The sequence below is a fragment of the Kitasatospora sp. NPDC059722 genome, from assembly GCF_042733235.1.
Lineage (GTDB): Bacteria > Actinomycetota > Actinomycetes > Streptomycetales > Streptomycetaceae > Kitasatospora.
Genome location: NZ_JBHWGD010000006.1, coordinates 80,668 through 92,905, shown reverse-complemented (window position 1 = coordinate 92,905; position 12,238 = coordinate 80,668). Strand labels below are relative to the sequence as shown.

At 74.0% G+C, this 12,238-nt stretch carries 10 protein-coding genes; 5 read left to right on the top strand and 5 right to left on the bottom strand.

Annotation, left to right across the window (positions count from 1 at the left end):
• The first annotated feature begins 207 nt into the window (after positions 1-207).
• Complete coding sequence (locus tag ACFV4F_RS05610; RefSeq protein ID WP_380436372.1) at positions 208-777, top strand: hypothetical protein; 570 nt, start codon at positions 208-210, stop codon at positions 775-777.
• A gap of 33 nt (positions 778-810) precedes the next feature.
• Here the strand turns inward: ACFV4F_RS05610 and ACFV4F_RS05605 are convergent, their stop codons facing one another.
• Positions 811-2,280 (bottom strand): glutamate synthase subunit beta, encoded by a 1,470-nt coding sequence (locus ACFV4F_RS05605; RefSeq protein ID WP_380436370.1) that lies wholly within the window; start codon positions 2,278-2,280, stop codon positions 811-813.
• Positions 2,281-2,390: 110 nt separating this feature from the next.
• Positions 2,391-2,867, bottom strand: a complete 477-nt coding sequence (locus ACFV4F_RS05600; RefSeq protein ID WP_380436369.1) for a hypothetical protein — start codon at positions 2,865-2,867, stop codon at positions 2,391-2,393.
• Between the two features lie 59 nt (positions 2,868-2,926).
• Between ACFV4F_RS05600 and ACFV4F_RS05595 the strand changes: the two genes are divergently transcribed.
• From ACFV4F_RS05595 to ACFV4F_RS05585, 3 genes are all read left to right on the top strand, one after another.
• Positions 2,927-3,883: a helix-turn-helix transcriptional regulator gene (locus ACFV4F_RS05595; RefSeq protein ID WP_380500550.1), complete on the top strand. Its 957-nt coding sequence runs from the start codon at positions 2,927-2,929 to the stop codon at positions 3,881-3,883.
• Positions 3,884-3,947: 64 nt separating this feature from the next.
• Complete coding sequence (locus tag ACFV4F_RS05590; RefSeq protein ID WP_359971215.1) at positions 3,948-4,631, top strand: response regulator transcription factor; 684 nt, start codon at positions 3,948-3,950, stop codon at positions 4,629-4,631.
• Positions 4,628-6,019, top strand: a complete 1,392-nt coding sequence (locus ACFV4F_RS05585; RefSeq protein ID WP_380436367.1) for an ATP-binding protein — start codon at positions 4,628-4,630, stop codon at positions 6,017-6,019. The genes ACFV4F_RS05590 and ACFV4F_RS05585 overlap by 4 nt, the downstream gene beginning before the upstream one ends.
• Positions 6,020-6,088: 69 nt before the next feature.
• Here ACFV4F_RS05585 and efeB read toward each other — a convergent pair whose 3' ends face one another.
• The 3 genes from efeB to ACFV4F_RS05570 all read right to left on the bottom strand — a co-directional run bounded on the left by efeB (position 6,089) and on the right by ACFV4F_RS05570 (position 10,093).
• Positions 6,089-7,444: an iron uptake transporter deferrochelatase/peroxidase subunit gene (efeB, locus tag ACFV4F_RS05580; protein ID WP_380500549.1), complete on the bottom strand. Its 1,356-nt coding sequence runs from the start codon at positions 7,442-7,444 to the stop codon at positions 6,089-6,091.
• The gene (gene efeU, locus ACFV4F_RS05575) at positions 7,444-9,528 is read right to left on the bottom strand and encodes an iron uptake transporter permease EfeU (protein WP_380500548.1); all 2,085 of its coding nucleotides are present in this window, start codon (positions 9,526-9,528) and stop codon (positions 7,444-7,446) included. Before efeU ends, efeB begins: the two co-directional genes overlap by 1 nt.
• A gap of 256 nt (positions 9,529-9,784) precedes the next feature.
• The gene (locus ACFV4F_RS05570; protein ID WP_380436361.1) at positions 9,785-10,093 is read right to left on the bottom strand and encodes a hypothetical protein; all 309 of its coding nucleotides are present in this window, start codon (positions 10,091-10,093) and stop codon (positions 9,785-9,787) included.
• Between the two features lie 398 nt (positions 10,094-10,491).
• Between ACFV4F_RS05570 and ACFV4F_RS05565 the strand changes: the two genes are divergently transcribed.
• A complete protein-coding gene (locus tag ACFV4F_RS05565; protein ID WP_380436456.1) occupies positions 10,492-12,117 on the top strand; it encodes a cytochrome bc complex cytochrome b subunit in 1,626 nt (541 codons plus the stop codon).
• Positions 12,118-12,238 lie beyond the last annotated feature (121 nt).

Sequence of the window (12,238 nt, the reverse complement as noted above, 5' to 3'; positions counted from 1 at the left end):
CGCCACCGCCACCCCACCGGGCCTGCCGCGCGATCAACCGCGCAGCAGGCCCGTTCTGTTCACGTCAAGCGAATAGTTTCCACGACTCTGTTGACTGACACTTTGTCAACAGTTCACCATTCACGGTCTACCCGCATAGATCCCATGGTGGTGGCATGGACACACCGCCCGGCGAAGGAAGCCGGGCCGCCACAGGAAGCTCCCCACATGCTTCGTTCCCAGCGCCTCGCCCCCGCCGTGGCCGCCGTCGTCCTCACCGTCGGCGCGCTCGCCGCCGGCGGCACCGCGCACGCCGCCGCCCCCACCCAGCACCGCGCCGCAGCGCCGCTCGACCAGACCTGCTCGCAGGCCTACCTCCCACTGCCCGACCCGGCCTGCACCCCCGGCGCCACCAACCCGGACGTCACCCAGGCCACCATCGACGACACCATCTGCGTGCCGGGCTACAGCACGTCCATCCGCCCGCCGTCCAGCTACACCACCAAGCTGAAGATCCAGCAGATCGCGGCGTACGGCTACAGCGACACCAACACGTCCGACTACGAGGAGGACCACTTCATCCCCCTCTCCCTCGGCGGCCACCCGACCGACCCGAACAACCTGTGGCCGCAGCCGCACTACGCCACCGGCAGCAACGGGTCGACCTCGACGGACAAGGACAGCGTCGAGTACAAGCTCTACCGCGCCGTCTGCAACCACCAGGTGGACCTCGTCCCCGCCCAGCAGGCGATCGTCACCGACTGGACCACCGCCCTGTCGGTCCTCGGCCTGAGCTGACGGCCCGGGTGAGGGGGCAGGACCGCTGCCCCCTCACAGCGTCAACGCCCGCGCCGACGCCCGGATCGGAGCCGGGAGCTCGGTGACGCCCCGCAGGTAGCGGTCCACCGCCGCGGCCGCCGCCCGCCCCTCGGCGACCGCCCACACGATCAGCGACTGCCCGCGCCCCGCGTCGCCCGCGACGAACACGCCGTCCGCGCCCGTCGCGAAGCCGTCGTCCCGGGTCAGCGCGCCGTCCGGGCCGGTGGCGAGCCCGAGTTGGGGGATCAGCTCCTGGTCCGGTTCGGGCCCGGCGAAGCCCAGCGCGAGCAGCGCCAGCCCGGCCGGCAGGCTCCGCTCGGTGCCCGGCCGCGGCCCGCGGTCCGGCGGCTGCGCCTCGGCGAAGCGCACGGCCGCGAGCCGCCCGTCCGGGCCCGCCTCGAAGCCGACGGCCACCGCCGCGAACACCCGTGGCCCGGCCGCCGCCGCGCCCGCCTCCTCGTGCGAGGTCGTCTCCCGGTAGACCTTCGGGTGCACCGGCCACGGCTGCCCCGCCGCCCGGCGCTCCGGCGGGCGCGGGTTGATGTCGAGCTGGGTGACGGACGCTGCGCCCTGGCGCAGCGCCGTGCCGAGGCAGTCCGCGGCGGTGTCCCCGCCGCCGACGATCACGACGTGCCGGCCCTCGGCGGACAGCGGCGAGTCCGGGCGGTCGCCCTCGTCCACCCGGTTCGCCCAGGTCAGGTAGGCGATCGCCTGGTGCACGCCGGGCAGGTCGCGGCCCGGCAGCGGAAGTTCGCGGCAGGCCGTGGCGCCCACCGCGACCACCAGCGCGTCGCACCCGGCCCGCAGCTCCCCCGCCGCGACGTCCCGGCCGACGCGCACGCCGCACCGGAAGCCGGTGCCTTCTTCCCGCATCTGGTCGAGCCGCCGGTCGAGCCGGTGCTTCTCCAGCCGGAACGGCGGGATGCCGTAGCGCAGCAGCCCGCCGGGGCGGTCGGCCCGCTCGTACACCGTCGTGGCGTGCCCGGCGCGGGTGAGCTGCTGGGCCGCCGCCAGCCCGGCCGGGCCCGAGCCGACCACGGCCACCCGCCGCCCGCTCGGTACGTCCGGCGGGCGGGGCCGGTCCCAGCCGCTCTCCCACGCGCGGTCGGCGATCGCCAGCTCGACGTTCTTGATGGTCACGGCGGCGCCGTCGATCGCGAGCACGCACGCGCTCTCGCAGGGCGCCGGGCAGAGCCGGCCGGTGAACTCGGGGAAGTTGTTGGTGGCGAGCAGCCGGGAGGCCGCCGCCCGCCAGTCGCCGTCGGCCACCAGCCGGTTCCACTCGGGCACGATGTTCCCGAGCGGGCACGCGTCGTGGCAGAACGGGAGGCCGCAGTCCATGCACCGGCCCGCCTGCCCGCCGACCACCGGGAGCAGCGCCCCGGGCCGATACACCTCGCGCCAGTCCCCCACCCGCTCGTGCGCGTCCCGCCGCGCCCGCTCCGCGCGCGGGGTGGTGAAGAAGGCCATCCGGTCTGCCATAGCGGCCTCCGGCAGGACGTGCCGTGCAGGGAACGTCCGGGGCGCGCCGGACGCGCCACCGTGTGGCCACCGTACGCCCACGAAGGGTGGGGGCGCGAGGGCGGCCGGACCTACGCGCGCCGGGTGAACTCCATGGTCCAGTTCGTCACCCAGGTCGCGCCGCCGTCCGTGGAGAAGGCCTGCTCCCAGCGCGCCGAGTCCGCCGTCACGCCCGACCACACGAACCGCGCCCGCACCGGCGTGCCGTCGTACTCGTCGTCCCCGAAGAACTCGCCGCGCCCGTCCGCCCACCGCCCGGCGACCGGCGGGAACAGCGTGCCCGTGCGGGTGCTGGACCAGTACAGCGACCACTCCTCGCGCGCCGGGTCGTACAGCCGCAGGGTGAGCCCGGAGAAGCCCTCGGTCGGGAAGTCGATCTCGTCGACGTTCGCGTTGCCGCCGAAGTGCCGCGAGCCCCGCGTCACGCCCGGGAACTCCTCCCACGGGCTGCGCGGGTCGAGGAAGTCGGCGCGGCGGCGGTTGGCCACGTCCCATTCGCCCACGAGGAAGTCGAAGTCGGTTCGTCCGGTGTTGTTCTCAAGTCCCATGCCTGGACGCTAAGCCGGGTTCCCTGACATCGTGTGTCAGTGAAGTCCGAGGGGTCCCCGTGAAGTCCGCCCGCATGCTGTCGATCCTGCTCCTCCTCCAGACCAACGGCCGGATGACCGCCCAGCGGCTGGCCGAGGAGCTGGAGGTCTCGGTGCGCACCGTCTACCGGGACGTCGAGGCGCTGCAGGCCGCCGGCGTGCCGCTGTACGCGGACGCCGGGCACGGCGGCGGGTACGCGGTGCTGGCCGGCTACCGCACCCGCCTCACCGGGCTCAACGCGGGCGAGGCCGAGGCGCTGTTCCTCGCCGGGCTGCCCGGCCCGGCCGCCGCCCTCGGGCTCGGCCCCGCCCTCGCCGCCGCCCAGCTCAAGCTGCGCGCCGCGCTGCCGCCCGGGCTGCGCGCGGACGCCGACCGGCTGCGCACCCGCTTCCACCTGGAGGCGCCCGGCTGGTACGCGGAGGACGACGAGGTGCCGTTCCTGGCGCAGGTCGCCGACGCCGTGTGGCGCGGCCGGGTGCTGCGGGTGCGCTACCGCCGCTGGAAGGCGCCGACGGACGTCGACCGCCGGCTGGAACCGTACGGCCTCGTCCTCAAGGCCGGCCGCTGGTACGTCGTCGCCGGGCCGGGGCCGCGCACCTACCGGGTCGACCAGATCCTCGAACTCACCGAGACCGACGAGGAGTTCACCATCCCCGACGACTTCTCCCTGGCGTCCCACTGGCGCCGCCACGAGGCCGACTTCCACGCCCGCCTGCACCGCGGCGAGGCCCTCGTCCTGCTCGCCCCCGGCGCCGCCGCCCGCCTGAGCACCGCCGCCGCGCGCGCCGCCGAGGCCACCGGCGCCCCCGAGCCGGACGGCCGGACGCGGGCCGTGCTGCCGATCGAGTCGCTCGACCACGCCCACGCGGCCTTCCTCGCGCTCGGCACCGACATAGAGGTCCTCGCCCCGCCCGAACTCCGCGCCCGCCTCGCCGCCACCGCCCGCGCCCTCGCCGACCGCTACGCCGGCGGGTGAGCCCGCCGACCGGCCCCGCCCCCCGCCTGGAACCGCCGTGCACACGCCAGGGAGAATCCCACGCATGACCCACACCGTGCTGATCGCCGAGGACGACCGCGCCATCCGCGACTCCCTCACCCGCGCCCTGCAGCTGGAGGGCTACCGCGTGCGCACCGCCGCGGACGGCGCCCGGACGCTGGCCGCCCTCGACGAGCAGCGCCCGGACGTCCTGGTCCTCGACGTGATGATGCCCGCCCCGGACGGCCTGGAGGTCTGCCGCCGGCTGCGCGCCGCGGGCGACCGCACGCCCGTGCTGATGCTCACCGCCCGGGTCGAGGTCCAGGACCGGATCGCCGGGCTCGACGCCGGCGCGGACGACTACCTGGTCAAGCCCTTCGACGTCGGCGAGCTGTTCGCCCGCCTGCGCGCCCTGCTGCGCCGCAACCCCCCGGAGCAGCCCGTCGAGGACGTCCTGGCCGTCGCCGACCTGCGGGTCGAACCGGGCGCCCGGCGGGCCTGGCGCGCGGGCGAGGAGCTGGAGCTGTCCAGGACCGAGTTCGACCTGCTGGAGCTGCTCACCCGGCACGCCGGCTCGGTGCTCGACCAGGCCACCGTCTACGAGCGGATCTGGGGCTACGACTTCGGCCCCGGCTCCAAGAACCTCGCGGTGTTCATCGGCTACCTGCGCCGCAAGCTCGACCGCCCCGGCCTGGCACCGCTGATCCACACCGTCCGCGGCGTCGGCTACACGCTGCGCGCCTCGTGACCCGCCCGCGCCGCTTCGACCCGCGCCGGCTCCGGCCGCGCCCGGGCCTGCGCACCACCATGTCGCTGGCGTTCGCCGCGCTGGCCGTCCTGGTGGCGGTGCTGATCGGCGCCCTCGGCTACCACGCCGCCGCCGCGCTGATCCGCGACGACGAGAAGGCCGACTTCACCACCGCGCTCCAGTCGGTGGGCAACCAGGTCACCCGGCAGACGCTGTACCCCGGCGACTTCAACGGGCCGACCGGTCTGAGCGAGCAGCTGCTGCGCCCGATCCGGGTCACCGCGCAGGCGCTCGACGCCAACGGCGCCGTCCTCCCGGGCAGCTCCCACGTCGTCCTCCCGGGCGCGCCGGACGACGGCGACCTCGCCCGGGCCACCGCCCCCGCCCGGACGGTGATCGGCGTGCGGCACGTCGGCGACGCGACCTACCGGGTCGGCGTCGTCTCGCTCGGCGGCGGCCGGGGTGCCGTCCAGGTCGTGCAGGAGACCGGCGACGTCGAGGACCTGCTGTACGCCCTGCGGGGTCAGATGGCGGCCGTGGTGGCCGCCGTCGCCCTGCTCGCGGGTGCGGCCGGCTGGCTGCTCGCCCGCCGGATCACCGGACGCCTGGTGCGGCTGACCGACGTCGCCGAACTGGTCGCCGACAGCGGCCGGCTGGACGTCCCGGTGCCGGCCGCCGGGAGCGACGAGGTCGGCCGGCTCGGCCGGGCCTTCGACCGGATGCTCGGCCGGCTCGCCACCGCCAAGGAGAACCAGCGCCGGCTGGTCCAGGACGCCGGGCACGAGCTGCGCACGCCGCTCACCAGCCTGCGCACCAACCTCTCGGTGCTCCCCAGCCTGGACCGCCTGCCGCCCGCCGAGCGCACCGCGCTGCTGGACGACCTGGCCGAGGAGGCCAAGGAGCTGACCCTGCTGGTGGACGAGCTGGTGGCGCTGGCCGCCGAGCAGAAGGCGGACGAGGACCCGGTCGACGTGGTGCTGGCGGACGTGGTCCGCGAGGCCGCCGCCCAGGCCCGCCGGCGCACCGGCCGCGAGATCGCCGTGGACGCCGACGCGACCGTGGTCACCGCCCGCCCGGACGCGCTGGCCCGCGCGGTGGGCAACCTGCTCGACAACGCGGCCAAGTTCGACCCGGCCGGGGCCGCCCCGATCGACGTCGTCGTGAGCGGTCCCAGGGTCGAGGTGCGCGACCGCGGTCCCGGCATCGACCCGGCCGACCTGGAGCGCGTCTTCGACCGCTTCTACCGGGCCACCGCCGCGCGCAGCCTGCCCGGTTCGGGGCTCGGCCTGGCCATCGTCCACGAGGTCGCCACCTCGCACGGCGGCACCGCGTTCGCCGTCAACCGGGACGGCGGCGGCGCCGTCATCGGCTTCACCCTCGGCGACTGACGGGCCGCGGACGCGCGAACGGCCCCCGGAACTCCTCCAGAGTTCCGGGGGCCGTGGCGCGCGCGGGGGTCAGGCGGCGGCGAACAGCCCCCGGCCGAGCCAGTCGGCGTCGTCCTTCACGCCCGGCAGGACGAAGAAGTACCCGCCGCCGGTCGGCGAGATGTAGTCCACCAGCGGCTCGCCGACGAGGCGGGTCTGGGTGGCCTCGAACTGCCGCACCACGTCCTGCTGGTAGCAGCAGAAGACGAGGCCCATGTCGAGGTTGCCGGCCTTGTCGATGCCGCGGTCGTAGTTGAAGCCGCGGCGCAGGATGCGCGAGGTGTCGGTGTCCGCGGTGCGCGGGTTGGCGAGGCGGATGTGCGCGTTGAGCGGGATCGCCTTGCCGTCCGGGTCCTTGGCGTAGTCCGGGGCGTCGTTCTCCTGGTGGCCGTCGAGCGGGGCGCCGGTGTCGCGGCGGCGGCCGAACATCTTCTCCTGCTCGGTGAGGGTGACGCGGTCCCAGAACTCGATCAGCATCCGGATGATCCGGATGACCTGGTAGCTGCCGCCGGTCGCCCACGCGGGCTCGCCCATGCCGTCGGTGACCCACACCAGCCGGTCCATCTCGCGGGCGGAGGCGGTGTCCGGGTTGACGATGCCGTCCTTGAAGCCGAGCAGGTTGCGCTGGGCTCCGTCGGGGCGGGACTGGTTCTGGAAGCCGTCGATCCGCCAGAGGATCTGCATCGCGCCGCGGGTGTGCCGGGTGATGTCGCGCAGGGCGTGCAGGACGGTGTCCTGGCGGTCGGCGCAGATCTGCAGCGAGAGGTCGCCGTGGAGCTCGGCGGCCTGCAGGTTGTCGTTGGGGAAGGTCTTCATCGGCGCGAGCTTGACGGGCTTGGCCTTGGCGAGGCCGTAGCGGTCGTCGAAGAGCGAGGCGCCGACGCCGACCGTCACGGTCAGGTTGTCGGTGGCCACGACCGGGCCGAGGAGGCCGCTGTCGGAGGGCGGCGCGCCGACGCCGAGGTCCGGCGGGGTGCCGCCGGCGGTGAGGAAGCGGATCCGCTCGGTCAGGGTCCTGAACAGGTCCTCCAGGGCCTTGCGGTCCTGGGCGATCACCTGGCAGGAGACGAAGGCGGCGTAGCCGGGCGCCGGGGTGGTGACGCCGGCCTGGTGCGCGCCGTGGAAGGGCACGACGCCGTTGGAGGCCTGGTGGCCGTCGCCCGCGGCGGCCGGCTCGGCGGAGAGCGTGAACGCCGCACCGGTGCCCGCCAGGACGGCCGCCCCCGCGCCCGCGCCGAGCGCCGCCCGCACGAAGCTGCGGCGGGCCGGGCCGGCCGGGCAGCCGCCCTGGCCGGGGGCCTCGGCGGCGGCCTGCTGCGCGGCGGCAGCGGCGGAAGCGCCGTGCGGGAACGGGCAGGAGCCGGTGGCTGCGGTGTGGTCGGTCATCAGGCGGCCTTCCGGATCTCGAGCAGGGCGGGGATGGGGGACAGGTCTTCGAGCAGCTGGCCGGTGGCGCCGTTGAGCCGGCGGCGGGCGTCGGCGGGCAGCTTGTCCAGCGGGGTCCAGCCGTCGGCGGTGCGGGCGGCCGCGACGAGGTCGCCGACGCGCTTCATCCCGGTGTTGACCCGGACGAGGACCTGCGGGTCGCGCTCGTCGAGCAGCGGCTGGAGGAGCGTCAGCAGCTCCTGGGTGCCGGCCAGGTTGGCCTGGGTGGTGGCGAGGCTGGTGCCGCTGCCCATGTCGGTGTCGCCGGTGAGCTCGAACTGGAGGGTGTTCTCCAGGATCTCGTGGGCGCGCAGCGGCAGGTCGGCCGGGTCGAAGTCCTGGGTGGGGAAGTCGTGCACGAGGGTGGCGACGTCGCGGGCGAGGCCGTCGGCGACGGGCGTGAGGTCCGCGGCGGACTGGCCGTGCCACAGGCCGTACTCCAGGCGCAGGAAGCCGGTGAAGCCCGGGTCCGCGGTCTTGTCGGGGAGCCCGTCGGCGCGGCCGTCGATCTTGCCGTCGAGGTCGGCGAAGGTGCCGTAGGCGGCGCCGAGCGAGGCGTACTGGAGGTGTGCGGTGAGCCAGTCCGCCCGGGCGGTCGCGAGGTCGCCGCCGTGGATGTCGGCCTGGAGCTTCTGGGACTGCGTCATGAGGGTCGCGAGGCCCTTGTTGACGTAGTCCTTGTAGGCGTCGAGCGGGGCGTTGAGGTCGCCGTCGCCGACCGGCTTGACGGCCTTGACCTCGCTGCCGCCGGTGACGTGCACGGAGGCCGAGGTGACGGACTTGCCGCCGGTGGGCACGCAGCGCCAGGCGTAGTCGCCGGTGCCGATGGTGGCGGTCAGGGCGCGGGTGGTGCCGGGCGCGAGGCCCTCGACCTCGCCGTAGACGGCGCCGCTGGCCGGGTTGACCAGGTACACCTCGGAGACCTTGTCGCCGGTGTTGCGCATCTGGAAGACCTGCTGGCCGGGCAGCGGGGCGGTGAAGCCCTTGCCGCACTCCTGCTCGGAGACGGCGACGGTGGCGGCGCTGTCCTTCTTGCCGTCGCTGACGGCGATGACGGCTCCGGCGACGACGGCCGGGACGGCGACCAGCGCGGCCGGGAGCACCCACCGCGGCCGGCCGGAGGCGGCGGGCGCGGTGGTCTCGGCAGCCGCCTCGGTGGCCTTCTCCTCCGTCTGCTCAGCCGCCTGCTCGGCCGTCTTCTCCGCCGTCTTCCCGGCGGCGGGCACGGCCTGGCCGGCGCGCAGGCCCTGCAGGAACAGCGTCATGACGATGCACAGGTAGGCGACGTAGGCGACGACCTGGAGGACCGTCATGGTGACGGTGAGGTTGAGCGTGCCCTGCACGAGCGTGGCGTACCAGGACTGCGCGTCCAGGTGCCCGCTGAGGTCGAACGCGTACGACGTGGAGCCGCCGACCAGCCCGGACTCCTGGAGGTCGCGCAGGCCGTAGCCGAGCACGCCCGCCGCGATGACGATCAGGCCGGCGCCGGTGATGGTGAAGAACCGGGTGAGGTTCATCTTGAGCGCGCGCCGGTACAGGCCCCAGCACAGGCCCGCGGCGAGCACCAGGCCGACCGCGGCGCCGATCAGCGGGCCGGTGGACTCACCCGCGGTGCGGACGTTGGTCCACAGGAAGAGGGAGGTCTCCAGGCCCTCGCGGGCGACGGCGAGGAAGCTGGTGAGCACCAGCGCGCCGGCGCCCAGCGCCAGCGAGGCCTCGACCTTCGAGCGGATCTCGGCCGACAGGCTGCGCGCGGAGCGGCGCATCCAGAAGACCATGGCCGTGACGAAGCCGACCGCGATCAGGCTCAGGATCCCGCCGAACGCCTCCTGGGCGTGGCCGGACAGGTTCGCGGCGGTGAAGGTGAGCACCGCGCCGAAGCTGAGGCTGACGGCGACGGCCGCCGCGACGCCGGTCCACACCTGGGGCAGGCGCCCCTTGCGGTCGAACCGGACGAGGGTGGCCACCAGGATCGACACGATCAGGCCGGCCTCAAGGCCCTCCCGCAGCCCGATCAAAAAGCTGGGAAACGCTTCATCCCACATGCAGCGGGCTCCTCCCCCGGTCACCCCGGGTCGTACCTGTCCTCGGAGTCCCACCGCGGTGACGGGGGACGGCACAGCCGAACGCCCCGGACTGGTTCGGTCCAGGGCGCCTCGGCTTAGCTTAGGCAAACCTTAGAGGTGCAGGGAGCCACTGAACCCGCCGCCAAGGTAAGGGTTAGGTATGAAACCCACCTTCCGTCTCAGCATTCGACCCGGCCTCCGGCGCGCCGCCTTCCCGGCGCACCAGCGCCAGGACTCAGCCCCACCACTGCTCGGGAACGGTCTCCGGCTCGGCCGGGACTCCGACGGGATCCGGGACGGGTGCCACGTGCAGGTCGCCGCCGTCCGCCTCCGCGACCTCGTGGCCGGCCTCCCGCAGGACGACCGCCGCCGCTCCGAGGACGGCGGCGCGCACCCCTTCGGGCGAATCGCCGCCCGGCGGCCAGCCGACCACCACCCCCTCCGGACCGGGGCCGATCCGCAGCGGGGACGGGCCGGCGGCGTCGAGTCCGGCGCGGGAGAGGGTCGCGGTCACGTCAGCGAGGAGTTCACGGTGATCCACCATTGGCGCAGCGTAGGCCCGGGTTCCCGCGACCCCGGGCCGCGGCGCGCGCCGAAACGGTTCGGCGGCACCCGAGCGCAGCACCGGCCGCGTCCCGGACGGCCGATCGCGGGCCCCGGGACCCCCGTCCGGCCCGACACGAGCGGCCGGACGGGCCGATGGACGTGCACAGTCGGCCCCCTGCCGACAGCATGACAGAGTAAGCGATCCATCACCCTGAGCAACGGGACCAGCGGTCACCAGCACCGCGGGCCGGATCCGCCCGGCGGTCCCGTATCGAGAGGTCCCATGATCACATCACTCCGCCGGCCGGCGTTCTCGCCGACGGGCCTCCAGCACGGCACGCCGAGGACGCCGGGGAGCCCGTCGTGAGAACCGACCAGCAGTCGCAGCCGGGACCGGTGACCACCAGTACGCGTGACCAGCCCGCGAACAAGGCCGAGGCCCTCGCCGACTGGGCCGACGGCCGCCTCGGCATCTACTCCCTGGCGAAGGCCAACCTGCGCAAGATCTTCCCGGACCACTGGTCCTTCATGCTGGGCGAGATCGCGCTCTACACGTTCGTCATCATCATCCTGACCGGCGTCTGGCTGACGCTGTTCTTCAACCCGAGCATGGGCGAGGTCGTCTACAACGGCTCGTACGTCCCGCTCAAGGGCATCCAGATGTCGGAGGCCTACGCCTCCACGGTCAACATCAGCTTCGAGGTCCGCGGCGGCCTGCTGATGCGCCAGATCCACCACTGGGCGGCCATCGTCTTCATCGCCGCGATGCTGACGCACATGATGCGCGTCTTCTTCACCGGGGCGTTCCGCAAGCCTCGCGAGGTCAACTGGGTCTTCGGCGCGCTGCTGCTCTTCCTCGGCATGTTCGACGGCTTCATGGGCTACTCGCTGCCGGACGACCTGCTCTCCGGCACCGGCATCCGCTTCATGGAGGGCGCCGTCCTGGCGGTGCCGATCGTCGGCACGTACCTGCAGTTCTTCATGTTCGGCGGGGAGTTCCCCGGGCACGACATCATCCCGCGGCTGTTCACCGTGCACATCCTGCTGATCCCCGGGATCATGGTGGGCCTGCTCGCGGCGCACCTGATCCTGGTCTTCTACCACAAGCACACCCACTTCGCGGGGCCCGGCCGCACCAACGACAACGTCGTCGGCATGCCCCTGCTGCCGGTCTACACCGCCAAGGCGGGCGGGTTCTTCTTCCTGGTGTTCGGCATCATCGCGCTCATGTCGGCGATCGCGACGGTCAACCCGATCTGGGCCTACGGGCCCTACCGCCCCGACCAGGTGTCCACCGACGCCCAGCCGGACTGGTACATGGGCTTCTCCGAGGGCCTGATCCGCGTCATGCCGGGCTGGGAGATCAGTGTCTGGGGCGGCCACACCCTGAACCTCGGGGTGTTCGTCCCGCTGATGGTCTTCCCGACCGTCCTGCTGGTCATCTGGTGCTACCCGTTCCTGGAGGCCTGGGTCACCGGGGACCGCGGCGAGCACCACATCGCCGACCGGCCGCGCAACGCTCCGGTGCGCACGGCCTTCGGCGCGGCCTGGATCAGCCTGTACCTGATCCTGCTGGCCGGCGGCGGCAACGACCTGCTCGCGACCCACTTCCACCTGTCGATCAACGCGATCACCTACGCGGTGCGGATCTGCTTCTTCGCGCTGCCGGTGGTCGTCTTCGTGATCACCAAGCGGTGGTGCATGGGCCTTCAGCGCCGCGACAAGGAGAAGGTGCTGCACGGCCGCGAGACCGGCGTCATCCAGCGGCTCCAGCACGGCGAGTTCATCGAGGTGCACGCGCCGCTGCCGCAGGGCCGGATGTACACCCTCACCTCGCACGACCAGCCGGAGCCGGTCGAGCTGGAGCCCGAGGTGGACGAGAACGGCGTGGCCCGCAGGGCCGGGCTGTTCACCCGCGCGCGGGCGAAGCTGTCGCGCGGCTTCTACGGCGAGGGCAGCCGGATCGCCAAGCCGACCGTCGAGGAGCACCAGGAGATCAGCAGCGGCCACGGCCACCACTGATCCCCGCACACCCCCCGGGGCCCCCCCGCCGCCGCGGGGGGGGGGGCGCCGGGGAGAGGGGGGGCGGGGCCGCGCGCGCGCCCCCCGCGGCCAGGGGCCCCGCGGGCACCCACGGGCGCCG